Raw genomic sequence first — 24,004 nt, forward strand, 5'->3', positions numbered from 1 at the left:
CTTTCGTGCTTCCCGGGGAGGCTGCGTCTCAGGCTGTGCCGCCCGGGCCCGTCGCCGGTACCGGCCGATAGCCTGACCGGCATGAGTGGCGGCATCGCGTGGATGGGCGCACCCCACCACACCCCTTCGTCGGCCGTGCCCGGCATGCTCGGCGGCATCTCGCTGACCCTGGCCCGAGGCGTGGAGACGGACGAGTTCCTCATCAACCTGGGCGCCGACCCCGACGAGCTGGCCGCGCGCACCCCATACAGGGAGTTACGCGCACCGGCCGGGCAGCCGGACCGGCCCTCCCCCCACCTCAACCGCGCCATGTACGGCACGTGCGGTGAGTGGACGTACGTGCTGGAGGACTGGGGCATGGCGACCTGGGCGACCGGCTACCAGGGCAAGGCCGAGTCGATGCTTCCCCGCGAGGGCGAGGAGATCCTCTGCCTGACCGCCAACCGTTTCAGCCCCCCGGCCCAGATCGTCCACACGCCCGGTGCCCGCGCGTACCGGGCCTGCTTCGGCACCGACACCGGGCAGGGCTCGGCCCTCGACGCCGCCCTCGGCGCCGCGGGCGCGGTGTTCCCGTCGATGCCCGAGGCCGATGAGGCCGAAGTCGTCGCGTACTTCGAGGAGCATGGCGAGCGCCTGCCCGAGCTGGTGTTCACCGCCGCGGGCGCCTACACGGGCGTGGCCATCGACCGGGACGCCGTGGAGGCCGGTGAGCTTCCCGGCACCCTCATCGCCCCGGCATGACCGTCTGCCGCGCACATGAGACCGGCCCCACCCTGATCAGTTCCGTTCCGGTGGCCGTCACAACACCCCGGCTCAGGGGATGCGATGAACTCCAGGGTCCGGGAGGACCGGAGCGGGCGTCAGGTGAGGCCCTGCTCCCGGCCGCGGCAGCGGGCGGTGGGTGCCGGCGACCGGCCGCCGGACGTGCGTTCCCGTGCCACCGGATGCGGAGGCGTCGGCGTCCGGCCGGCGCGGCAGGGGGTCAGCGGTTCGGTTCGGCGGCGCTGATGTCGGCGAGCGCGGAGTCCCGGTCCTGCCCGACGGCGATGTCACCGATGCTGACCACCCCCACCAGCACGTCCTGGTGCACCACCGGCAACCGGCGCAGTGCGTGCTCGCGCATCAGACGCACGGCCTCCCCCACCTCGTCGTCCGGCGTGCAGGTGACCAGATCGCTGCTGCACACCTCCTGCGCCGCGGTGGCGTTGATGTCACGGGCATCGGCCATGGCACGCACCACCAGATCACGGTCGGTGACCAGACCTCGCAGATGGTCCTCCTCGGCGACCAGCACCTCCCCGATGTCCTCCTCCCGCATCAAACGGGCGACCTCGACGATCGGGGTCCGGGGCGTGACAGTGGTCGGATCGGCCGTCATGATCTCGCTGACCTGCTGGGCCATCGGTTCCTCCGGAAGCGGTGTGCGGCACGGCCCGGCGGCGCGTGCCGCCGGGCCGTGCCGGGAGTACCCGAGCCGGCTCCCCGGCATGCCCCCGTACACCCTCCCCAGAACCATCCGAGCGACCACATCCACCCACGCGGCAGCGGGCGCGAACCCCCGGCACCGCAGCACTGTGACCGGCCCCGGGGTCCGTCACGCCCGGCGGACCGGACAACGACGCCGGCACCGGCGCGGCGGGTGCCCGGACGGGGCGTCACCGACCTCGGCGTACAGGGCCTCGGCGTACGGGGGCGGCGGGGAGATGGCCGAACCGGCCGGCGGCCCTGCCGTGCCCGTGGCGTCTCCGGCCTCGGCGCCCACCGCGCGCTGATGGAGTCCGCCGTGGAGCGCTGCGGCGGGATCGATGCCGCATGCCTCAACGCGGGCGCGGCGGCCGCGTCCCCGGCGGCGGTGCCGCTCGGCCCTCTGTGCGCGGCCGGCAAGCACACGGGCCGGGAGGACGCTCAGTGCTCAGGGGGCGCGCCCCTCTTCCGGTCCCTCGCCGTCCCCGTCCTTCCGCCCGGCCGTTCTGGGCGACCTTCCCTGCAGGCGGTCGATCATCTGCGACGCCTGGGCCTTCGTGAGGTTCTCAGGGACCTCCTCCCCCGCCTCCCGGGCAAGAGTCCGCAGGTAACTCAGCTGCGGCCCGGTCGCGGGCTCCTCTCCGGTGGCCCAGTCCTCAACGTCCTTGTCCGGATTCTGTTCCGTCATGCCGGGGCGGGTACCCCCTGTCACCGCCGATGCGCACTCCCCGCCGCGCATTCGCCCGCGTCCGGACGGGAGAATCACCCGCCTGGTCCGCCGAACCGCTCGGGGAGCACACCCGAATCGGCGGCGTGACCTTTCTGCCGCCCATCGTGTTGCGAGGGTGTCGCGTGTACAAGGGTCCCCCCCGCGTACGCGGCCGTCGCGGAGCCCGGGCCGAGAAGCACCGCCGCCGCTCCGGGGTGGGGTGTGACCGGCGGACCTTCGCGTACACGGGGTTTCCTCTCACTCGCCGCCTTCCCGCCGGCGGCGAAAGGACGAGATCGCCTGCCCCCGCTCTCACCCACACCCGCCGTACCCGCAGGGCGATTGGTCCGTCTGCCGCACTGCGGTGGCCCGCCCGGCCTCGCAGTGGTGAGCTGAACGAGTCCCGATCAGCCCCGTGGCCCACCCCGGGCTGCCCGACTCTCCCCTTGGAGGACCCCAATGCTCCAGCGTGCCCTGCGCCCGGTGACAGCAGTCGCTCTGACCACGATCGCGGTGCTCGGCCTGCCCGGCCTGGCCGCGGCCCAGCCCACCGACCCCGCAACCCCTCGGACCGCCGAAGCGGCACAGACCGCGCAGGCCGCGGAGGACAAGGCCGCCACCCGCTGCCAGGCGGACGTGTCCATCATGGTGCTCCCGGTCAACATCCTCAGCCCCGACTCCAGCATCTGCTGACCCCGCCGGGAGGAGCCACACCCTCCCGCGAAACCATCCCCGGAGCCCGGCTCCGGCCTCGCCCGGCATCGCCCGGCCTCGGCAGGCGGAGGGGAAGCAGGGCCCGAGGGAACCGCCGGTGAGGGGGCGGGGACCGGAGGGGCCGCACTCCCGGGCGCCCGGGAAACACTCCCACAGCGGTGGGCCAACGGTGGGAAGGAAGCATGTTTCCCGATCGAGGAGGTACCTCTTGGGCACCGCACTCCGGCGACCGGACGCCCGCCCCCTTCAGGAGTTGACGACGTGGCCCTGTCCTACCCCACCCAGCCCGGCGACATCGACCATCTGATCGCCGACGACCACGCGATCGTGGAGAGGCAGTTCCAGCACCTGGAGGCCGGCCGCGGCGACCGCCGCACCCTCGTCGACCAGATCGGCTTCGAGCTCTCGCTGCACGCCTTCGCCGAGGAAGTCGTGCTCTACCCGCTTTGGCCCGAACTGGGCATGGAGGACGCCAACCACGACGCCCGCGACGAGCACCACGGCATGAAGGAACTGCTGGTGACCCTCGACGGCGGCGAACCGGGCGAGGCCGAGTTCGAGCGGGCCCTGACCGAACTCATCGCCCTGGTGCGCCACCACGTCTCCGACGAGGAGGGCGAGGAACTCCCGTCCTTCCGCGCCAAGGTGGGCCCGGAGCGGATGGCCGATCTGGGCCGGCAGTTCATCGCCGCCAAGCGGCAGGCACCGCCCGCCCCGCACCCGCACGCGCCCGACGGCGGCGGCGCCGCCGAGAAGGCCGCCGGCAAGCTCGCCAAGCCCGTCGACGAGGGCAGGGCCTCGGCCACGGGCAAGAAGAAGCGGCTGGCCACCGACGCGTCCGGGCTGCTCGACCCCCAGGCACAGGCCATCGTCGACGCCCACTCGGCCCTGGAGCCCCTCCCCTTCGAGACCCTCGCCCCGGACCAGGCCCGCAAGCAGCCCGGCCCCGACGCCGCCGTGCGGAAGGTGATGGAGGAGCGGGGGATCGACGGGCCCGAGCCGGTGGGGTCCGTGGAGGACCTGACGATCCCCGACGCGGCCGGCGGCGAGCAGACCCTGCGCGTCTACACCCCCGCCGCCCCCGCCTCCGGTCCGCTGCCCGTCATCATGTGGATCCACGGTGGCGGCTGGGTGCTGTTCGACATCGACACCTACGACGCCTCCTGCCGCGGGCTGGCGAACAAGACCGGCGCGATCGTGGTGTCACCCGGCTACCGGCGCGCGCCGGAGGCGGTCTTCCCCGCCGCCCACGACGACGTCCTGGCCGCCTACCGCTGGACCGTCGCCAACGCCTCCCGCATCGGCGGCGACCCGGACCGCATCGGCATCGGCGGGGAGTCCGTCGGCGGGAACATGGCGCCCGCGACGATCCTGCAGCTCGCCGCCGCCGGGGAGCCGGTCCCCGCGGCGCAGGTCTGCGTCTACCCCCTGACGACCGCCGAGCAGTACGGGGAGTCGATGGAGGACGCCGCGGACGGCAGGCCCCTCAACCGCGCGCTGCTGAGCTGGATGGCGGCGCATGCCTTCGACGGCAGGCCCGATGCCGCGAAGGACCCGAGAGTCGATCTGCTCGGGCTGCCGGCCGACCGGCTGGCGGTCATGCCCCCGACCCTGGTGATCACCGCCGAGCGCGATGTCCTGCGCAGCCAGGGCGAGGAGTTCGCACGGCGCCTGCAGGACGCCGGAGTGGCCACGACCCTCGCCCGCTACGACGGGGTCATGCACGAGTTCTTCGGCGCCTCGGCCGTCCTGGACAAGGCCGAACAGGCCCAGCGGCAGGCTGCCGACCACTTCGCCCGCGCGTTCTCCGACGGCAGATGACACACGCCCCGCCGGCCGGTCCTTCGCCAACGCCTCGATAGGCGGGGAGACCGCAGCTGGACGGCTCCACGCCGGCTGACAGGCTGATCAGCCGCGGTGAACTGGAGGTCGGCTCGTTGGGCTGTGGCAGGCGTACGGGCACGGCCGTGTCGATACGGCGACCTTCGAGGGTGGGCCGGCGGAGGTCGTCGAGGCCGCCGAGGCGTGGCCCTCGGCCTCCGCTGGGCCGGTGAAAGCCTCCTCAGGCCACCTTCGCCGGGTACCGGCCCCAGGCGCGGACGGGTGAGTCGGGGCGAAGCCGGTCCTGGGCTCGGCGTGGGCGTTGCGCCGGCGGATGCAGGCGGCGGTGGCGGCGTTCCGATCCCCGTGGGTGCGGTGGTCGGTGCCGTTGGGGGCGAAGTGGCGCAGGGCCGTGAACTCCGGTTCGATCCGGTTCGGCCAGGATCCGTAGGTCGGCAGGAAGACGAGCTCGACGTCGTTGTCAGCGGTCCGGCTGCGGACCTCGGCATGCTTGTGCGGGGAGAAGTCGTCCAGGGCGACGTACGGCTTCTCCCCAGGCCGGCGGCAGCGCGGGGTCCTGGGCGGACCGAGGAGTTCTCGCCACCGTCTGCGCTGCCGGATCCGGTGGTGAATCCTGCCGGTGACCAGGTCGAGGGCGGCGAGCGTGTGCATCACGCCGCCATACCGGCCGTAGACGGCCCGCAGTCGGCGGGGCTTGCCGGCTGCGCACCCGGACCACCACCCGAACCGCCCTGCGGCACGCCACCCCGTCGCCGTCGGTGTCGCTCCGGTGGCGGGACTTCTCCCGCTCGTAGCCGCCGCGGGACTCCCGCGTGGTCCTGAGCCGGATGAGAGCATCGGCCGGTTCCAGCCCCTCCCCCACCCCGCCGGTGCCCTCCGCGGACATCTTCGGCGGTGGGGCGGGCAGACAGTTGTGGAACGCCTTCCGCTGACGGGCCTCTTGCGGGCCCGGCACCGCCTGCGCGGTGATCTCGGTGCCGGTCCTCCGGTGCGGGCGGGATCCGTCGCGGGCGCCGTCAGGCAACCGACCCCTCGTCCGACATCCCGATCACGCCCTGAGGAGAGACGTGGCATTCGCCCGGACCACCGCCGACTGGTGGCGCGACGCCGTCATCTACGAGGTGTACATCCGCAGCTTCGCCGACGGTGACGGCGACGGCATCGGCGACATCGCCGGGGTGCGGCAGCGCCTTCCGTACCTCGCCGGACTCGGCGTCGACGCGCTGTGGCTGACCCCCTGGTACCCGTCCCCCATGGCCGACGGCGGCTACGACGTCGCGGACTACCGGGACATCGACCCGGTCTTCGGCACGCTGGAGGACGCGCGGGCACTGGTGGAGGAGGCGCACGGGCACGGGCTGCGCGTCCTCGTCGACATCGTGCCGAACCACACCTCGTCCGCGCACCCGTGGTTCCGTGAGGCGCTGTCCGGTGGGCCCGGTTCCCCCGCCAGGAAGCGTTACATCTTCCGGCCGGGACGCGGCCCCGGAGGCGAACTGCCGCCCAACGACTGGAAAAGCGTCTTCGGCGGCCCCGCCTGGACGCGGATCACCGAGCCCGACGGCTCGCCGGGCCCGTGGTACCTGCACCTGTTCGCCCCCGAGCAGCCGGACCTGAACTGGGACGACGCCGAGGTGCGGGCCGAGTTCGAGTCGATCCTGCGCTTCTGGTTCGACCGCAGCGTCGACGGGGTGCGCATCGACGTGGCGCACGGCCTGGTGAAGGCGCCCGGTCTGCCCGACATCGGCTCCCTCGACGGCAAGCTCCTCGAAGGAGCGGGCGACTCGGACCATCCGCACTGGGACCGCGAGGAGGTGCACGAGATCTTCCAGGGCTGGCGGACCGTCGCCGACGCGTACGACGATCCCCGCGCGTTCGTCGCGGAGGCGTGGGCGGGCTTCCCCGAGCGGCTGGCCCGCTACGTCCGCCCCGACGAACTGCACACCGCGTTCAACTTCGACTACCTGATGGCGCCCTGGCGCGCCGACCACCTGCGCCGCGTCGTCGACGAGTCTCTCACCGCGCTCGGCGCGGTCGGCGCACCGGCCACCTGGGTGCTGTCCAACCACGACGTCGCCCGGCACGTGTCCCGCTACGCCAGGCCGCAGCCGGACGGGCCGGTGCGCTCCCTGGCGGACCTGCGGGGGCCCGCGGACCTGCGGCTCGGCACCCGCCGGGCCAGGGCCGCCGCCCTGCTCACCCTCGCCCTGCCCGGCGGCGCGTACCTGTACCAGGGAGAGGAACTGGGCCTGTGGGAGGTCGAGGACCTTCCCGAGGAACTGCTCCAGGACCCCACCTGGCAGCGCTCCGGGCACACCGACCGGGGGCGTGACGGCTGCCGCGTCCCGCTGCCCTGGAGCGGGGACGGCCCGCCGTTCGGATTCAGCTCCGACGGCGCCGGGACGCCGCCCTGGCTCCCGCAGCCCGACGCGTGGAAGCCGCTGACGGCCGAGGCCCAGGACCGCGATCCGTCGTCGATGCTGAACCTGTACCGGTCGGCGCTGGCCCTGCGCCGCAGCCACCCGGCGCTCGGGGACGGCACGCTCACCTGGGACAGCGCTCCGGACGACCCGGTGCTGTCGTTCGTCCGCACCCCCGGCTTCCGGTGCGTGGCGAACCTCTCCGGCGATCCGGTGACGCTGCCCGCCCACAGCGAGGTGCTCCTGGCCAGCGAGGAGTTGGAGGGGGGCCGCCTGCCCGGCGACACGACGGTGTGGCTGGCCCTGTGACCCCGGGCGAACTGCCCGCCGGAATCGGCTCCTTCGCGGACGGCCCGCCGCGCGGGGGCGGCCGGCCCCGTCTGCCTGTCCACCGGGAGGGGCCGCCGATCGGCCGTTCCGGCGGTTGGACGTCAGGATCGGTCACAGTGGGCCCAACCGCACGGCCCGTACCCGGGGTTCGGGAGCGAGGCGCGGCTCAGGCGTCCCCCATGACCAGGCCTTCGATGGTGTGCTTCTGTGTCACCGGGGTCAGCTCCTCCACCACGGGGCAGTCGAGGTGCCGGCGCACCCGGTCGGGCAGCGTGTCACGGTATCCGCGGGTGATCGCCATGTCGTGCCGCTCACCGTTGGCCGCCTCGGGTCCGTCCACACCGAGGACGAGGACGGGACGGGCCCTGGCGGACTCGTTGGCCGTGCCCCGGTGGATCGTCAGAGCGGTCCGGGCGGAAATGTCGCCGCGCTGCGGATACTTGCGCACCGCGCGCTCCTGGTAGCGGCCGTAGCGCGACCTGGGCGGGAACATGCCGTGCTCGAAGTCGGGGCCGTCGTCCCACTGGGTGCCCGGCGCGATCTCGAAAGGCCCCATGTCCGGTGCGGTGTCGACGGTGGTCACGTTGAAGGCGAGCGAGGTGAGGCGGCGCTCGCGCCGGGTCTCCTCGGGTATGGGGAAGTCCCGGTGCCAGGGCTGGTGCACGGCGCCCGCCAGCGGGACGTCGAAACCCAGTTCCACGATGCGGTAGTCGGGCCCGAGGACCGCGGTGCACACGGACCGCACCCAGGGGTGGTCGACGAGTTCGACGAAGCCGTCGATCTGTTCGGGGTGGATCTCGACGTAGTAGCGGTTCGGCCCGCGCCCGACCGCGCCGCCGGGGCGGGCCAGAGCCTCCTCGAAAGCGGCTTCGACGTCCTCGTGCAGCCGGTCCACCCACGATACGGGGAAGGCCCCCTTGCGGGCGGTGATGCCGTCCTCGTACAGGGCGGACACGTCGGCCGCGACGTCGACGTCCAGCTCGCTCGTGCTGATTCCGGGGAACACGTGCGCCCCCATGGTGCGCCTCCTCGCCGTTGGTGGTGCGTCTTATGCTGCATCGACTGTTACAACGTTGCAATAGGGGCGTGGAAGATCCCCGGTGCCGCACGGGAGTTCCCGTCGGCGGGGCGGCTGGACCCGGCCGTGAGTGCGATGGCGGTTGAACTAGCGGTTCACCAGCGCCGCCGGCATGCGGGACTGGTCGTACTGGCTCGACACGTTCACCATCGCCTACGGCCCCACGCCGACCGGGATGTCTTCCCGTCGGAGCCTGATGCGACAGCCGACGAGCACGGCCCGGTTCGCTGGAACGCCCGGTGGCCCGAGCCAAGGGCTCGCGCTCCCTCCCTGAAGGGGTGAGCGCGGCATCCCGGCTCCGCCGGGCGCCTGCCCCGGGAACAGACGCGGTCCGTCGCAGAGGCCGGTGGGCGGTCGCGGTGCCGGACCGGCGGGCCCACGGGGCTCGGTCCCGGCTGCTCGCGATGAGTTTCGGCACCGACGGCAGTCTTTTACGACCAGACACACCTCCAAGAGCACATCGCGCAGCAGTGCGCCGAGACCACGAGGAGTTGAGCCGTGTCCGACGACGAGAAGCAGATCCGCACGCTGATCGAACGGTGGGCCGTGGCGGTGCACCAGGGTGACCTGGACGGTGTCCTGGCCGATCACGCGGAGGACATCGTGATGTTCGACGTGCCACCGCCCTACGAGGGCGTCCGCGGCATCGACGCCTACCGCGAGACGTGGCCGCCCTTCTTCGCCTGGCAGGCACAGGGCGCCTCCTTCGAGATCGAATCCCTCGACGTCACCGTCGGAGGAGACGTCGCCTTCGGTTACGCCCTGGTGCGCTGCGGCACCCCGCGGGAACTGGCCGCGCGACCGGAGAACCGCCTGCGGCTCACCCTCGGGCTGCGCAGGGAACAGGGCCGCTGGGTCGTGGCGCACGAGCACCACTCGTTCCCGGACGTCTCCGGTGAAGGCACCGCTGCTGTCGCCGAGCCGTAGGGGCGGACGGTCCGCCGGCGACAGCGTCATGACGGTCGCCACCCACGACAGCGCGGGCTCCGCCGAACGGCGTTCACCGGCTTGGGGGGCGGGCAGGCCGTGCGTGCTCCACCGGTCGCCGTCCGGCGGAAACCGGCTGCGGCCGCCGGCGGTGGCCGCATGCAGTACCGCGAGGGCCGTGCCGGCCGCCCCTGCGGTGATGGCCGACATCCCGCCGACGCGCGCGTTGCCGGGCGCCGCTCGTGGTCCCGGCCGTCACCGGGCTGCGCGCGGTGGGCCATCCGGGGGCCGGGGTCGAGGTGCTCGCCGTCTCGTATCCGGTCGCGGTCTACGGCGCGGTGCGCGCCGGGCACCGTGCCGCCCGAGGCCGGCGGCCTGCTCCGGGTCGAGGGGATCCCCGGCAGACCAGGGGTGTCGGCCGAGCGTGACGGTGTCGACGTGGTCTGGGGAGCCTGGTGGGCTCGGGAGCGGCCGAGGTGCGCGACCGCGGGAAGCAGGTCGCCCGCGGTGACCACCACCACCGTCTGCGCGGCACGCGCCGCCCCCTACCCGAGCGCGAGCATCGCCTCGGCGACCTCGCCGGCCGCCGCCTCGGGGATCGCGGTGGCGGCCGTCTTGAGGACCAGCAGCCGCGCCCCGGGAACCTCTCGTGCGATCGCCTCGCCGTTTCCGACGGGGAAGAACCGGTCGTGGCGGCCGTGGACGACGAGCGTGGGAACCCTGATCCCGGGCAGGCGCTCGCGCCAGCGTGGTCCGCAGTCGAGCCTGGAGAACACCATGCCCATCTGGTTGGCCATCTGGACCGAGGGTGCGGTGCCGGGCGTGCGGTCCCAGACGCGCGCGGCGGTCGCACGCGCGGCGGCGGGGTCGTCGCCGAGGATCTCCGCGCTGCCGGCGGCGAACTCCGCCACCGCCTCGCGGTCGGCCCAGTCGGGCATCGGACGGGCGAACAGCCTGCCCATCGTTGCCCGGTCGTGGTCGGGGAGGTCGTCGTCGACCGGGCCGGGCGCGACGGCGCGGGTGCCGGCCAGGGTGAGCGCCGAGAACGCGCCCGGATGGTCGAGCGCGGCCACCTGGGCGACCATTCCGCCGACGCCGATCCCCGCCAGGTGCGCGGGCCCGCCGCCGAGCACGCCGGCGAGGGCCGCCGCGTCGGCGGCGAGGTCACGCAGGGTATAGGAGGGCGCCTGCGGGTCCGCCGTCGTCGACTCCCCGCTGTCGCGCAGGTCGTAGCGCACCGCACGGCGTCCGCCGGCGGCGAGGCGCTCGCAGAGCGCGTCGGGCCAGGAGAGCATCGTGGTCCCGCCCGCGAGCAGGACGAGTGGGGCGTCGTCGTCGCCGAACGACTCGATGCCCAGGCTGATTCCGTGGACGTCGACGGTGGTCATCGGATCACCGGAGGACGTCGTAGGTCAGGTGTGTCACGGTCGATGTCACGGTCACGCCGCGCTGCACCAGCGTGCGTGGCGCTCCGCCGGTGAACAGCGGCGTCCCGGCCCCCAGCACGACGGGCGCGAGGTGCAGCGTCAGCGCGTCGACCAGCCCGGCGGCGAACGCCGAGCCGATCGTGGCGCCGCCGCCCATGAGGACGACGTCGAGGTCCTTGCCGCTGTCCGAGGACGCCGCCTCGGCGCGCTCGCGCGCGGCGGTGACGGCGTCGGGCAGGCCGCTGGTGACGAACGTCCAGTCCAGGCCGGTGAGCCGCACCGACTTCGGCGGTGAGCTCGTCACGACGACGAACGAGGGCTTGCCGACCTCGCCGGCGCCGTAACCGGAGGTGTCGTCCCAGCCGTTCGGCCCGTCGACGACGTCGAAGAGACGGCGGCCGAGGACGACGGCGCCCGAGCGGGCAGTGGCCTCGCGCAGGATCCGGCGGTCGTCCGGGTCCTCGGAGAACGCCCAGGTGTGCAGGGCCTCGCCGCCGGTGCCCAGGCCGTTGTCCGGGCCGGGGTCGGGCCCGGTGACGAAGCCGTCGAGAGAGATCGAGATGTCGGCGATGATTCGGGTCATGCCTGGGCAGACCCGGTCCGCTGCCCGAACTCATCGCTCATGCGCGAACCGTGTGCGGATGTTCCGGGACCACCGCGGCCTCCCGCATGCGGCCACGGGCGGGGCCCGGCCCGGTGGTTCGTGCGCCCGCGTGGGAGACGGCGCGGGCGACCACGGCCCGGCGCCCGCCGTGTGACCGGCCGGACCCGGGGGCGTCCCGCGGGCGGGCACGGCGGGCGGTAGGGCGGATTCACGTCATCGGACCCTCGGTTTTCGGGCTCTCTTGGGCCGGAAGTGTCGACTTGCTCATGCAAGCCGCTTTACCGGGATAAGGTTTTTCTTGACTGGTCTTTGACCAACACTTGGCCTGGTCGGGAAGTGCGCACTGCTTGGAGAGGAGCGCATGTTGCGAGGTGTGGAGCCATGGGGTGCGGTCGCGTTCACCACCGCCGCCCTGTTCTCCCTTTACCCCCTCCTTCCCTCTTCGAGCCGTTCGCGTCCGCACATACTGTCGGTCATGCCGAGGCCAAGGCCTCGCAGCCGGAGATCGCGGTGAGCGGAAAGGCCTCACGCAACGAGAACGCGACTCCTCGTTTCCGCGACAGTTCCGGAGCGCCGGCCGAGCCGCCCCACCCCCGCGGCCGGCACCGCGTCTCCGCCCCCGCACCCCCGGCACTCGAACACGCGCTCCCCACCCGGAGCCCGGTGGCCGGCCACGAGCCGGCCGTGTCCGATGCCTCACGCTCCCGCCTCTCCGGACAACCGGCGGCCCTTCAGGCCTTCCGCCGCTGACACAGGCGAGAGGCAATCCCGCACCCCTACCGTGCGTGCCCGACGCGCCCCCATGACGCGCCAGGAGGACTCACCACATGCAACCCTTCATCGACCACGCCCGCATGTTCGGACGGCGTCCGAAGGAATTCGCCGCACACGCCGAAGGCCAGACACCGCAGGTGCTCTTCATCACCTGCGCCGACTCCCGGGTCGTACCGGCCCTGATCACGGGCGCCCACCCCGGCGAGCTCTTCGAGCTGCGCACCGCGGGCAACATCGTGCCGCCCCACACGTTCGAGCGTCCCACCGGCGAGGCGGCCACCATCGAGTACGCCGTGGAGGTGCTCGGCGTGAAGGACGTCGTCGTCTGCGGTCACTCGCACTGCGGCGCGGTGGGCGCTCTGGTCCGCGGCGACGACCTGGACGCCGTGCCGGCCGTGCGCGACTGGCTCCACCACGCCACTCCCTGCCCCAAGGGAGAGCCCCAGGACCCGACCGTCTCCGAAGGTGTGCAGAACCACGTCCTGACCCAGCTGCTGCGCCTGCGGTCCTACCCGTGCGTGGCCGCGAGGCTCGGCAGCGGCGAACTGAACCTGCACGCCTGGTACTACGAAGTGCACACCGGCACGGTCCTGGCCCACCGTCCGCAGACCGACACCTTCGAGGCGCTGTGAGGGCGGGTACGGGCGCGGCAGGCGGGACGCGCGCCACAACCCGGTTCCCGCACCTGAAGCAGGACTTCGCCGCCTCCCTGGTGGTCTTCCTGGTGGCACTCCCGCTGTGCGTCGGCGTGGCGGTCGCATCAGGCGTCCCGGCCGAACTCGGCCTGGTCACCGGGATCGTCGGCGGCATCGTCACCGGTCTCATGCCGGGCAGCAGTCTTCAGGTGTCCGGCCCCGCCGCGGGTCTGACCGTGCTGGTCCTCGGAGCCGTCGGCCAGTTCGGGCTGCCCGCGCTCGGCGTGATCGTGCTGGCGACCGGACTGCTCCAACTGGGCATGGGCGCACTCAACCTCGGCCGCTGGTTCCGGGCGATCTCCCTGTCCGTGGTCGAGGGCATGCTCGCCGGCATCGGCCTGGTCATCATCGCCGGCCAGCTGTACGCGGCCGCGGGCACCACCGCCCCGGAGAGCGGCATCGGCAAGATCCTGGGCATGCCGGAGGCGCTGGCCGACGCCCTCGGCAGCGCCACGACGCTCACCTCGCTCGCGGTCGGCGCGGGCACCGTCGCCGTCGTCGTGCTGTGGCAGCGGATGCCCGGGAAGGCGCGGGCCGTGCCCGGCGCGCTCGCGGCGGTTCTGCTGGCCACCGCCGTCTCGGCGGTCTTCTCCCTGCCGGTCGCCACGGTGGAGGTCCAGGGCCTGCTCGGCGTGATCCAGCCGCCCGGGACGGGCGCCTTCGCCGAGCTTGCCAACCCGGCGTTCATCGGCACCATCCTCGCCTTCGCCCTGATCGCCTCGGCGGAGAGCCTGTTCAGCGCGGCGGCCGTGGACCGGCTGCACGACGGCCCGCAGACCAGGTACGACAAGGAACTGATCGCCCAGGGCGCCGGCAACACCGTGTGCGGCGTGCTCGGCGCACTGCCGATGACCGCGGTGATCGTGCGCAGTTCGGCCAACGTCCGGGCGGGTGCGAGGACCAAGGCCTCACGGGTGCTCCACGGCGTGTGGCTGCTGGTCTTCGCGGCACTGCTGCCCTCGGCACTGGCGCTGATCCCGATCCCCGCCCTCGCCGGCATCCTGGTGCACGCGGGCTGGAAACTGATCCCGTTCCGCCGGGTCGCCGCCCTGTGGCGGGGGAACCGGGGCGAGGCTCTGATCCTCGTGGTCACGGCCGTCTCGATCGTCGCCGTGAACATGTTCGAGGGCGTGCTGATCGGTCTGGTGCTGTCGGTCGTCAAGACAGCCTGGGACGCCTCGCACGTCAAGCTGGAGGTCGTCGACAAGGGCGCCGGTCCCATCCAGGCGCACCTGTCGGGCAACGCGACCTTCCTGCGGCTGCCGAAGATCCTCGACACTCTGGAGGCCCTGCCCCAGGACCGCCCGATCGAGCTGGACCTGTCCGGACTGCACCATCTGGACCATGCCTGCCGCTCGGCGCTGGAGAACTGGGCCGAGCGGCACACCACGGCCGGTGTCGATCCGGTGCGCCTCCTGGCGGCCTGACCACCGGGGACCGGACCGGACGGCAGGTCGCCTCGTTCCGGCGAGCCGGCGGCGGCAGACGGGAGCGCGGGCAGCGCCGGCGAAGGCCGTGAAACGGTCGGCTGCGCCTCCGCGGCGGCGTTGCGGCGGCGTTGGGGCCGGCGGCAGCCTGCCAGCCGGGTGAAAGGGGCCCGCTCCTCCTCTCACGGGGGCGGGCCCCGCCCCGAAGGGAGCCACGGTTCCACGGGGCGTGGGCCGGCCGTGCCGCGGCGCCGACGTGCCCGGCAGCCGGAACGGCACGGAAAGGCCGGATGCCGGCAGCGCGGGTCTGCGAGGATGCTCGGCATGTCCGATCGCGCACTGAGCTTCGGAGAGGTCGCGGAAGCATACGAGCGGTTCCGCCCGGGGTATCCCGTGGAACTCGTCGACACGGTGACGGCGTACGCGGGCCGGCCCGTCCGGACCGCCCTCGAGATCGGCGCGGGGACGGGCAAGGCGACCCGCCTGTTCGCTCGACAGGGGATCACGGTGACCGCGACCGAGCCGGACGGGGCCATGCTGGCCGAACTGCGCAAGCACGTACCGCCGGACGTCAGGACGGTGCGGGCCGCGTTCGAGGACCTGCGACCGGGCCAGAGGTACGGGCTGGTCTACGCGGCGGCGTCGCTGCACTGGACGAATCCGCGGGGCCGGTGGTCACGCATGGCCGCGCTGCTGGAACCGGGCGGAGTGTTCGCCTCGTTCGGCGGACCGACCCGACCGGCCGACCCGGCTGTGGAAGAGGCCGTTCGCACGGCACGGGCACCGTTCCTGGAGAGCGACGAGGTCCCCTCCCCCGACGGGACGCCATCGGGATGTGACATGCAGTGGCCGGGCACGGAACTCCGGCGGTCCCCGTGGTTCACCGATGTCCGGCAGTCGGTCGTCGAACGGCGTCTGACGGTGAGTGCCTCCGACTACGTCGGCCAACTCTCGACCATCTCGGCGTATCTCGTGCTGCCGGACGCGAAGCGCGAGCAGGTGTTCGACCGGATCGCGCGGGCACTGCCCGAGACGGTCGAGATCGTCGCCGACATCACCGTCCACCTCGCGCGCCGACGCGAGGAGCGGTAGGGCTTCACCCATCACAGATCCGCCGCCGCGAAACGGTAGGGTCCCGGCACTTCAGCGGCGCAAAAGCTCGTGGGTTCCCGTGCGGCTGAGCCGGGCTCCCGTGGACCGCCCTCCAGGCCCGCCCCGGCCAGAAGGGCGGGGCAGGCCACGCCGATGCCCTGTCGTCTCCCGCCCTCGGCGAATGCATCCCAACGGCCCCGAACCCGAACCTCTGCTGAGCGAGCCGCCGCCACTGCCGTTAGCGTTACCGCTGAAGAGGTGCCCCCTGACTCGACGAGAAGTCCGGTGGCTCCTCCGCCACCGGACCGGAATATCCGACTCCGGCATGGACCGCGGCAGCGACAGCGAATCGCCGAACCACCCCCGACCGATCACCGCTCGGACCGTTCAGGAGGCACGGAGAAGCCTTCACAGGAGATCCGCCGCAGGTCGATTCGGGCGGAACCCCTCACACGAGCAGAGCCGACACGGCGAACTCTCCCCGTAACGCCGCGGGCTCTTTCACGCGTTCTCACCCACGGCCCCATATCGACTCGTGCGCACTTCTCCGGAGCCGGCCGATGCGTCGCCGTCCGGCGCCGGATCGGCGTCGCCGTCGACATCGACATCGGAAAATTACGGAAATTCCCGATTCCGCTCGTTCCCTCGAAAACGGAGGCGACCATGGGATTCAGTGCCAGGCCCTTGGCATTCCTCGCCGCTGCGGTTCTCGGCGGCTCCGCCGGCCTCACTCTCGTCGGACCCGCGTCGGCCGGCGCAGACCCGCAGAAGGCGACCGTGAACGCGGCAACCCGCCCTGCCGACGCCTCCCCGGCGAAAAGCCGCACCATCCGCGTGGAGGCCCGGCTGCAGGTCGGCGAGGAACTGGATCTGGGCACGACAGGCCGCAGCGTCGGCGACCAGTTCGTCTTCAGCGGAAACCTGGTGTCGACCGAGGGACCGGAAGAACGCCCGGTCGGGCGCTTCGGCGGATTCTGCGTCATCACCGACCTCGAACGCAACGCGGGACAGTGCTCGTCGACCGCGGTGCTGCCGGAAGGACAGATCACCGTTCAGGGCGAGCAGACCGGAATTCCGGCGCCGGGCCCGGTCACCAACGCGATCACCGGAGGCACCGGGGAGTTCCGCAAGGCGCGCGGCCAGGTGACACAGCGGGTGCTGACTCCGGCGACCTGGCGACTGACGTTCGAAATCTCCGACGTGCGGCCTCATCGGGCCGGAGGCGGCCACAGCCTGCCCGAGGTGTCGGCGCCCAAGCCTCCGTCCCTCACCGGCAAGTAGCCGAGCCCGGCGGTGTCGACGACGCCCGCGCCGCACCGGGCCGGGCGAAGGGCCGGCGCTCCGGGCCGGTGCCGGCACAGCAGCCGGTCGGCCGTGAGGCCCGGGGAACCGGAGACAACGCGAAGTGCCTCCGCGCACTGCGGCAATCACCACACATGGAGATGTCGTGATCAGGAAACTCCGCACACGCATGAGCCGGGGTGTCGTCCTGGCCACCGCCACGGCCGCCACCGTCACGATCGGCGCAACCGCCGGTGGCCCGCCGAACCCGCTGCCGGCCGACTCGCAGACCCGCCCGGCGGCCGGCCAGGGGAAGGAACCGCAGACCGGGCCCCAGGCGGCAGAACGGCGACAGATCGCCGCGTCGGTCCTGGGCAGGGACCTGAAGTTCACACTCACCGCCGTGAGGTCGCAGGCCGATCCGTTCGCGGCGTCCGTGCGCCTCCAGGTCTTCACCTTCGAGGGTGGTGCGTGGAGGGAATCGGACCGTGCTCTGGTCGGCGAGGCGGACGCCTGGTTCTGGTTCCCCCTGACCGGCCGCCACGCGGTGTGCCGGTTCTCCACCGCCGGCACGGAGTCCGCACCGGTTGCCGTCAGCCTGCTGGTCACGCCATCGATCGGCTGCTCTCCGACCGAGAACTTCCGGATCGAGAACGGGCGGATCGTCCCCGCCTGACAGCACGGCCCCGGACGCCGGCACCACTGCCCCCGGCACCCCCGGCACCCTCCACCGCGGCATGGACCGCAAACCGTGGTCCGCCGCCGTGGTGTCCCCACCTCCGGTGGGAGGTGGGGACACCACGGCACGGGAGGGCCGGTTCGTCAGTGGAACAGGCCGCTGTAGGCGTTGAGCGCCGGCTGGCCGCCGAGGTGGACGTACAGGACGTCGGAGTCCCTGGGGATGTCGCCGTCACGCACCAGGTCGATGAGTGCGGCCATCGACTTGCCCTCGTAGACCGGGTCGAGGATCATCCCCTCGGTGCGGCCGGCCAGGCGGATGGCGTCCAGGGTCGACTGGACGGGAACGCCGTACTTCTCGCCCGCCCACCCCTCCAGGAGGGTGATCTCCTCGTCCTTCAGGTCCCGCCCCAGTCCGATGAGTTCGGCGGTGCCGCGGGCGATGCGCTCCACCTGCGCCCGCGTCCTGGCCGGTTCGGCTGAGGCGTCGACGCCCAGTACCCGGCGCGGGCGGTCCTGGCCGGCGAATCCGGCGATCATCCCCGCCTGGGTGCTGCCGGTGACGCTGCACACCACCACCGTGTCGAAGAAGACGCCGAGTTCTCGCTCCTGCGCCTGCACCTCGTAGGCCCAGTTGGCGAAGCCCAGGCCGCCCAGCGGGTGATCGGAGGCCCCGGCGGGGATGGCGTACGGTGTGCCGCCCGCGGCCCGTACGTCCTCCATGGCCCGGTGCCAGCTGTCCCGGAAGCCGATGTCGAAGCCCGCGTCGACGAGTTCGACGTCGGCGCCCATCACACGGGACAGCAGGATGTTGCCCACCTTGTCGTTGACCGGGTCCGGCCAGTCCACCCAGTGCTCCTGCACCAGGCGGGCCCTGAGTCCCAGCCGGGCGGCCACGGCGGCGACCTGCCGTGTGTGGTTGGACTGCACGCCGCCGATGGTCACCAGGGTGTCCGCGCCCTGCCTCAGGGCGTCGGGCACCAGGTACTCAAGCTTGCGGGTCTTGTTGCCTCCGTAGGCGAGTCCGCTGTTGCAGTCCTCGCGTTTGGCCCATATGCGGGCTCCGCCCAGGAGGCCGCTGAGCCGGTCCAGCGGGTGGACCGGGCTGGGGCCGAACAGCAGCGGGTACCGCTCGAAGTCGTCGAGGGACACGGTGGGCTCCTTGTCGTGATCGGCCCGGTGCGGCCGGGCTGCCGTCGTCGCGGGCCGAGGCCGGCCCGGTCCGCCGCCCTGCCGCTACTCCTCGGAGGGCAGGGTGTCCAGCAGGGGGACGAGCGTGTGCCAGTTGGCGCGTGCCGCGGCGGCCGCGCCCTCGGCATCCCCCGCCGCGCACAGCTCGGTGATCCGTTCGTGCTGCGCCACCGAGCCCCGTCCGCTCAGCGAGGAGAAGCGCAGCCGTTCCACACGGCGCAGCACAGGCGTGTACTGCTCCAGGACGCTTCGCACCGCCTGGTTGGCGCAGGCGGTGACGGTGACGGCGTGGAAGTCGTCGTCGGCGGCGAGCGCGCCTTCGACATCGCCCCGGCGCAGTGCTTCGGCGAAGCGGGCGTTCGCCTCGCGCATGGCGTCCAGTTCGGCTGTGGCCAGGTTCGGCACCGCCTCGCGGACGGCCACTTCGTGCATGGCGGCCACCACCGACTGGGCGTCGCGGACGGCGCGGGCGTCCAGCGGGCTGACGAGGGTGTGGCTGCCGGGTTTGGTCCGCACCAGTCCGGCCTGTTCGAGCCGGGCCAGGGCCTCCCGGACGGGAGTGCGGCTGACGCCCAGCCACTCCACCAGGTCGGCGTCGTGGAGGCGCTCTCCGGGTGCGAGGGTGCCGTCGACGATGGCGTCGCGGATCGCCCGGTAGGCGCGCTCTCTCAGAAGGGGCCGGGAGACGAGTCCTCGGCTCTGCGGAACTGGCATGCGATATATTGCATACTGAATGTCGTCTTCCGTCAACCTCCGGGAGACGACCCGATCAGCGCGAGAAGCGGAGAAGCCCCCGGGGGCGCGCCCTCTGCCGTCCGAGCCGCCGACTGCCACCCCTCTTCGGCGTCCTGTCGTACGGGCGGGGCCGCCTTGCCGCAGGACTGCCCGCACGGTCCGCCCTCGGGGCCGAGGCCTGCCTGCACCGGGCCGGTCCCCTTCACCTCGGGCGCGGAGGGCTACCGGGCTTCCGTGTCCCGGCCGTCTTCGAGGCGGGTGGAAACACTGCGCACGGTGTTCGCGGTGGACGGTGCCGAAAGAGCACGTGAGCGGCAGAATGCCCGCATGACCGCACCGGATCCCAAGGCCGACCTCGCGTTCTGTCTGCAGTCCGCCCGCGACGCCCTGCTGTGGAAACTGGAAGGCCTCTCGGAGTACGACATCCGCCGTCCGCTGACGCCGACCGGCACCAACCTCCTCGGCCTGGTGGAACACGCAGCCGGTGTGGAGCTGGGCTACCTCGGCGACACCTTCGGACGGCCCTCCGGTGAACCGCTGCCCTGGCTCGGGGACGGTGCCGAGCCCAACGCGGACATGTGGGCCGCTGCCGACGAGTCACGCGACCGCATCGTCGCCCTCTACCGCCGGGCATGGGCGCACGCGGACGCGACGATCGACGCACTCGCCCTGGACACGACCGGCAAGGTGCCGTGGTGGCCCGACGGCAAGGACGAAGTGACGTTGCACCATGCCGTGGTCCGCGTGATCGCCGACACGCACCGGCATGCAGGACACGCCGACATCGTCCGGGAACTCCTGGACGGCGCCGTGGGGATGAACAAGGGCAACGGCAGCATGGCGCCGGGCGACTCCGCGTGGTGGGAGGAGTATCGGAGCCGACTGGAGCGTGCGGCCCGAGAGGCCGACCGCCTGGACACCGACTGATCCCGGTGCGGAGCGCGGACCACCCCGGGCCTTCCGGACTCCGCCGTCGTCGATCGGCTCGGCCGTCTTCGGCAGCGGGCGCAAGCCCCCGGACGTCCGCGGGAAGTCCACGGACGGCCCGGCCGGGCAACAAGCCGGTACGGTCCGGGGGCGCTGGGACGATCTCGCCGACCCGGACCGACGGCAAGCACCGGCTGTCCCCGGCAGTCAGCCTGGCGAGGTGGAGCGAGCCGGACCCGTCGGGGAATCCGCGGCCCCGCCCCGTCGACGACGCAGTGAACACGCTGTACCGGCAGGCGACATGCCCGGTCAATCCGGCGGCGGCCGCGCGGCCCGCGCGACGATGGGCGAGATGAGTCCGCCCGGCCGTGAGTGTCCGTACAGCGCGGCGCCGGAACGGCAGGCACTCCGGCGACCATCCCTCACCCGGACGACCAGCAGGGAGTACAGGTCATGTCACTCGCCCGTGTCCAGAACTTCACCGTCTCGCTCGACGGCTTCGCCACCGGCGAAGGACAGACCCCCGAGGCACCGTTCGGCCACGCCGGCGAAAGGCTGCACACGTGGATGTTCGCCACGCGGTGGGGTCGCGCGATGCTCGGCCGGACGGGTGGGACCGGCGGCGTCGACGACGCCTTCGCCCGGCTGTTCACCGACGGGATCGGCGCCGAGATCATGGGCGCCGGGAAGTTCGGGCCGCCCGGCTGGCAGGAGGACCCGCGGTGGATGGGCCCGTGGGGCCCCAACCCGCCCTTCCACACACCGGTCTTCGTCCTCACCCACCACCGGCGTCCGCCGGCCGAGATGGAGGGCGGCACCACGTTCCACTTCATCGAGGCTTCGCCGGCGGAGGCACTCGAGACGGCCCGTGAGGCCGCGGGAGGCCAGGACGTACGCATCGGCGGGGGCCCCACGATGCTCCGCGAGTTCCTTGCCGCCGGCCTCGTCGACCACATGCACACGGTGGTGGTTCCGGTCCTGCTCGGCCGCGGCGTACGCCTGTGGGACGGGCTCGAAGGACTGGAGAAGGACTACGAGATCGAGACCGTCTCCTCCTCCAGCGGCGTCACGCACATGACGTTCACCCGGGCGGGCGTCTGAACCGGCCGGCCGAGGTCCCGCACATCCGCGAGTGCGGTCCCCGGCACCCGGCCCGGCCGCCGGGCGAAGCGCCGGCGCCGCGGTGGAACGTGTCCGCCCGGGCGTAGCCGGTTTTCGGTCCTGCCTCATCGTTTTCCAGACAGGGCAAGATCCGGATGTTCAGCTGGGCCGCCACCGGTCGATAGTCTCGTGAAGTGTGTTCACCGCGTGGTACGGCTGAGCACACCGCTCACGTTCAGAACCTCATGGCATCCCCGCGCCCGGCGGCCTGTGGCCGGTGTGCCCGGCTTCTCGCAGGTCACTTCCACGGTCACGGTTTCGTTCTCGGGAATCTCGATTGGGGTCACCCAGTGGTAGTCCTGGTTGCGGAAGGTCTCCAGCGCGATCGTGGTGATCTTGCGGTCGCCGAACATGATCGTCAGCACCCCCTCGTCCCCCTGGAAGTTGGCGACAACGATGTCCGTGACCCCGAAGACGCTGTTCGCCGGCACCCGGTAGGTACCGGTCCTGGTCTCCCCCGCGGACGTCTGCAGATCGATGGTCGCCGAACTCTGCCGGCCGGCGCCGCCCGAGGTGCCCTCGCCGGCCGCCGGCCCGTCGCCGCCCGGCCCGGGCGGAGCCTGCGCGTCCCGGCCGCCGGGGCGGGCGTCCGAACCACCGCCGGTGCCGCCGCCGGTGCCCGGAGCCTGCCCGCCCTGCTCCCCGACGTGCGTGGGACGCGGCTGGACCACCTCTCCGGCCGCTTCCTCGGCCGCCTCCTGGGCGGCGCTGCGCACCACCGGACGGACCAGCGCGAACCAGGCGAGCAACAGCGCCAGCAGGGCCGCGAGCACCACGAGAAGCCACCTGGGGAAGACCGGGATCTGGACGAACTCCGCCTCCAGCGGCGTTCGGACGGCGGTCGCGTCCTCCCGCGCCGTCTCCCGGTCGCCGGCTTCGGCGGTGTCCACGGTGAACGGCCACACCACCGGGGCGCCGAACCACACCGGCTTGCCCGTACGGACCCGCAGCCCGGCCTCCACCGACTCGCCGGGCTGAAGCTCCGGCTCCGCCGGGCTGAAGGCGAACCCCAGTTCCTCGCCCGGCTGGCCGGGGGTGAACCCCACCCGCACGGGGGTGTTGCCCCGGTTGCGCACCGCCAGCCGGTAACGGCCCCGCAGCCAGCCGCGTCGGCGGCTCGGAGCCAGCTCCGTGTGCAGTTCCCGGAACTCCTCGACGTGCACGGTGGTTTCGAGGACCCGCACCGCCTCGGGGTGCTCGGCCGGCAGGACGCGCACTCCAAGGGGTGTCTCACCGGCCCGGACATCCGGGGAGCGGGGCGGCTCCAGACGGATCGTCACCGTCTGCGAGGTGCCGGGATAGAGGGAGACCCGCGGGGGGTCGGCGGTGGACCAGGAAGCGCAGTCCCCGACGACCTCCAGGCTGTACGCCTCGACGATGTCGCTGTCGTTGCGGACCGTCACACTGGTAGTGGCGGTGTCGCCCGGTGCCACCGTCACCGCCGGGATGTCGAGGCCGGGCGCGCCGGGGCCGGAAGAGGCTTCGGAAGGCGTCACGCCGCCACGGTAGGACCGTTCCCGAGGGCTCAACGAGGAGCGCGAGGGCAACACCCGGGCAATGGTCGTGCCCGGGGGACGACGACCGATTCCTCCGGAGGAGGGCGAGGCCCGCGGCATCCCGCCGCCCCGTGCCGGCAGCGCACGGGCGGTCGTGCCGTTCCCGCGTCTTCCCCACGGACCCAGGACTCACGAAACAGGTAGCTTGCCATGCACCGCTCAGAGAAAAGCAGCCCGCCCATGAACACCGCCACGCCGTATGTGCCCGCCCAGCCCCGGTCCGTGCACCGCTCCTCCCGCTCCGATCTCCCGGGCCGGGTGACCGTGGCCGTCTACGCCGCCGATCCCGTCCTGCGCGTCGGCGTCGTCCAGCAGTTACGCTCGCGCCCGGAGGTGGACCTGCTCGACGACGCCGACGCGGAGCGGGCCCAGACGTCGCTGGTGGTCGTGGACAGCGTCGACGACGATGTGGCCGCCCTGCTGCACCGGCTGCGGCACAACACCGCAACCCGCGCCGGCCTCGTGGTCGGCACTCTCGGGCCCGGCGCGCTGCAACGCGTCATCGAGTGCGGCGTGGCGGCCGTGCTGCGGCGTACCGACGCCGACCAGGACCGCCTCCTCCACCTGGTCCTGGCGATGGCCAACGGCGAAGGCGTGCTGCCCGGCGACCTGCTCGGCAAGCTGCTCACGCACGTGGGCGGCCTCCAGCGCTCGGCGCTCGACCCGCGGGGCCTGTCGCTGTCCACGCTGACCACACGTGAGGCGGACATGCTGCGCCTGGTCGCGGAGGGCCTGGACACCGCGGAGATCGCCCGCAAGACCGCGTACTCCGAACGGACCGTCAAGAACGTGCTGCACGAGATCATCACGCGGCTGCAGCTGCGCAACCGGGCCCACGCCGTCGGCTACGCGCTGCGCAACGGGCTGATCTGACGGCGTCCGGGGGCCACGGCACTGCCCGAAAGCGCACCGCACGCTTCCCCCGGCCACGGCCCCGCCGCCCTGCCGCGCCGCACACGGCCGCCGCAGGGT

22 protein-coding genes and 1 pseudogene are annotated in these 24,004 nt (G+C 72.7%); 14 read left to right on the forward strand and 9 right to left on the reverse strand.

Going from position 1 to position 24,004, the window contains the following annotated elements:
* Positions 1-81 precede the first annotated feature (81 nt).
* The gene (locus BMY40_RS10275; protein WP_143071759.1) at positions 82-741 is read left to right on the forward strand and encodes a hypothetical protein; all 660 of its coding nucleotides are present in this window, start codon (positions 82-84) and stop codon (positions 739-741) included.
* Between the two features lie 241 nt (positions 742-982).
* Here BMY40_RS10275 and BMY40_RS10280 read toward each other — a convergent pair whose 3' ends face one another.
* Both BMY40_RS10280 and BMY40_RS10285 read right to left on the reverse strand, forming a co-directional pair.
* Positions 983-1,402, reverse strand: coding sequence for a CBS domain-containing protein (locus BMY40_RS10280; RefSeq protein ID WP_093657905.1), 420 nt, complete (start codon positions 1,400-1,402; stop codon positions 983-985).
* Positions 1,403-1,912: 510 nt separating this feature from the next.
* Complete coding sequence (locus BMY40_RS10285; RefSeq protein ID WP_093657907.1) at positions 1,913-2,152, reverse strand: DUF3072 domain-containing protein; 240 nt, start codon at positions 2,150-2,152, stop codon at positions 1,913-1,915.
* A 504-nt stretch (positions 2,153-2,656) separates the two neighbouring features.
* On the opposite strand from BMY40_RS10285, the gene BMY40_RS10290 reads away from it, so the two are divergent.
* The gene (locus tag BMY40_RS10290; RefSeq protein WP_143071760.1) at positions 2,657-2,866 is read left to right on the forward strand and encodes a hypothetical protein; all 210 of its coding nucleotides are present in this window, start codon (positions 2,657-2,659) and stop codon (positions 2,864-2,866) included.
* 282 nt (positions 2,867-3,148) lie between these two features.
* The gene (locus tag BMY40_RS10295; protein WP_093657911.1) at positions 3,149-4,708 is read left to right on the forward strand and encodes an alpha/beta hydrolase fold domain-containing protein; all 1,560 of its coding nucleotides are present in this window, start codon (positions 3,149-3,151) and stop codon (positions 4,706-4,708) included.
* Between the two features lie 87 nt (positions 4,709-4,795).
* Here BMY40_RS10295 and BMY40_RS10300 read toward each other — a convergent pair whose 3' ends face one another.
* Positions 4,796-5,380: a hypothetical protein gene (locus BMY40_RS10300; protein ID WP_143071761.1), complete on the reverse strand. Its 585-nt coding sequence runs from the start codon at positions 5,378-5,380 to the stop codon at positions 4,796-4,798.
* Between the two features lie 416 nt (positions 5,381-5,796).
* On the opposite strand from BMY40_RS10300, the gene BMY40_RS10305 reads away from it, so the two are divergent.
* A complete protein-coding gene (locus BMY40_RS10305; RefSeq protein WP_093657916.1) occupies positions 5,797-7,458 on the forward strand; it encodes a glycoside hydrolase family 13 protein in 1,662 nt (553 codons plus the stop codon).
* A gap of 187 nt (positions 7,459-7,645) precedes the next feature.
* Here BMY40_RS10305 and BMY40_RS10310 read toward each other — a convergent pair whose 3' ends face one another.
* The gene (locus BMY40_RS10310) at positions 7,646-8,497 is read right to left on the reverse strand and encodes a phytanoyl-CoA dioxygenase family protein (RefSeq protein ID WP_093657918.1); all 852 of its coding nucleotides are present in this window, start codon (positions 8,495-8,497) and stop codon (positions 7,646-7,648) included.
* A gap of 130 nt (positions 8,498-8,627) precedes the next feature.
* On the opposite strand from BMY40_RS10310, the pseudogene BMY40_RS28535 reads away from it, so the two are divergent.
* Both BMY40_RS28535 and BMY40_RS10320 read left to right on the forward strand, forming a co-directional pair.
* A pseudogene (locus BMY40_RS28535) lies at positions 8,628-8,839 on the forward strand (hypothetical protein); the annotation flags it as partial.
* 216 nt (positions 8,840-9,055) lie between these two features.
* Entirely contained in the window at positions 9,056-9,484 is a 429-nt protein-coding gene (locus tag BMY40_RS10320) for a YybH family protein (RefSeq protein ID WP_093657920.1), read from the forward strand.
* 545 nt (positions 9,485-10,029) lie between these two features.
* On the opposite strand, the gene BMY40_RS10330 is transcribed toward BMY40_RS10320, so the two are convergent.
* Entirely contained in the window at positions 10,030-10,872 is an 843-nt protein-coding gene (locus BMY40_RS10330; protein ID WP_093657924.1) for an alpha/beta fold hydrolase, read from the reverse strand.
* 4 nt (positions 10,873-10,876) lie between these two features.
* Positions 10,877-11,494: a dihydrofolate reductase family protein gene (locus tag BMY40_RS10335; protein WP_093657926.1), complete on the reverse strand. Its 618-nt coding sequence runs from the start codon at positions 11,492-11,494 to the stop codon at positions 10,877-10,879.
* An 848-nt stretch (positions 11,495-12,342) separates the two neighbouring features.
* Here BMY40_RS10335 and BMY40_RS10340 point away from each other — a divergent pair.
* The 5 genes from BMY40_RS10340 to BMY40_RS10360 all read left to right on the forward strand — a co-directional run bounded on the left by BMY40_RS10340 (position 12,343) and on the right by BMY40_RS10360 (position 17,460).
* Positions 12,343-12,921 carry a carbonic anhydrase gene (locus tag BMY40_RS10340; protein ID WP_093657927.1) on the forward strand — a complete coding sequence of 193 codons (579 nt, stop codon included), beginning with the start codon at positions 12,343-12,345 and terminating at the stop codon, positions 12,919-12,921.
* A complete protein-coding gene (locus BMY40_RS10345) occupies positions 12,918-14,411 on the forward strand; it encodes a SulP family inorganic anion transporter (RefSeq protein ID WP_093657929.1) in 1,494 nt (497 codons plus the stop codon). Before BMY40_RS10340 ends, BMY40_RS10345 begins: the two co-directional genes overlap by 4 nt.
* A 324-nt stretch (positions 14,412-14,735) precedes the next feature.
* A complete protein-coding gene (locus tag BMY40_RS10350) occupies positions 14,736-15,503 on the forward strand; it encodes a class I SAM-dependent methyltransferase (protein ID WP_093657931.1) in 768 nt (255 codons plus the stop codon).
* 663 nt (positions 15,504-16,166) lie between these two features.
* A complete protein-coding gene (locus BMY40_RS10355; protein ID WP_093657933.1) occupies positions 16,167-16,784 on the forward strand; it encodes a dirigent protein in 618 nt (205 codons plus the stop codon).
* 190 nt (positions 16,785-16,974) lie between these two features.
* A complete protein-coding gene (locus tag BMY40_RS10360; protein WP_425443096.1) occupies positions 16,975-17,460 on the forward strand; it encodes a hypothetical protein in 486 nt (161 codons plus the stop codon).
* 146 nt (positions 17,461-17,606) lie between these two features.
* Here the strand turns inward: BMY40_RS10360 and BMY40_RS10365 are convergent, their stop codons facing one another.
* Both BMY40_RS10365 and BMY40_RS10370 read right to left on the reverse strand, forming a co-directional pair.
* Positions 17,607-18,614, reverse strand: a complete 1,008-nt coding sequence (locus tag BMY40_RS10365; RefSeq protein ID WP_093657937.1) for a 1-aminocyclopropane-1-carboxylate deaminase — start codon at positions 18,612-18,614, stop codon at positions 17,607-17,609.
* Between the two features lie 84 nt (positions 18,615-18,698).
* Positions 18,699-19,367 (reverse strand): GntR family transcriptional regulator, encoded by a 669-nt coding sequence (locus BMY40_RS10370; RefSeq protein WP_093657939.1) that lies wholly within the window; start codon positions 19,365-19,367, stop codon positions 18,699-18,701.
* Positions 19,368-19,715: 348 nt separating this feature from the next.
* Between BMY40_RS10370 and BMY40_RS10375 the strand changes: the two genes are divergently transcribed.
* Positions 19,716-20,315: a DinB family protein gene (locus BMY40_RS10375; protein ID WP_093657941.1), complete on the forward strand. Its 600-nt coding sequence runs from the start codon at positions 19,716-19,718 to the stop codon at positions 20,313-20,315.
* 453 nt (positions 20,316-20,768) lie between these two features.
* Positions 20,769-21,416 (forward strand): dihydrofolate reductase family protein, encoded by a 648-nt coding sequence (locus tag BMY40_RS10380; protein WP_093657943.1) that lies wholly within the window; start codon positions 20,769-20,771, stop codon positions 21,414-21,416.
* Positions 21,417-21,616: 200 nt separating this feature from the next.
* On the opposite strand, the gene BMY40_RS10385 is transcribed toward BMY40_RS10380, so the two are convergent.
* Positions 21,617-22,972, reverse strand: a complete 1,356-nt coding sequence (locus BMY40_RS10385; RefSeq protein WP_245769990.1) for a COG1470 family protein — start codon at positions 22,970-22,972, stop codon at positions 21,617-21,619.
* A gap of 240 nt (positions 22,973-23,212) precedes the next feature.
* On the opposite strand from BMY40_RS10385, the gene BMY40_RS10390 reads away from it, so the two are divergent.
* On the forward strand, positions 23,213-23,905 hold the full coding sequence (locus tag BMY40_RS10390; protein WP_093657945.1) for a helix-turn-helix transcriptional regulator: 693 nt from the start codon (positions 23,213-23,215) through the stop codon (positions 23,903-23,905).
* Positions 23,906-24,004: the final 99 nt, after the last annotated feature.

The sequence above is a fragment of the Streptomyces radiopugnans genome, assembly GCF_900110735.1.
GTDB lineage: Bacteria > Actinomycetota > Actinomycetes > Streptomycetales > Streptomycetaceae > Streptomyces > Streptomyces radiopugnans.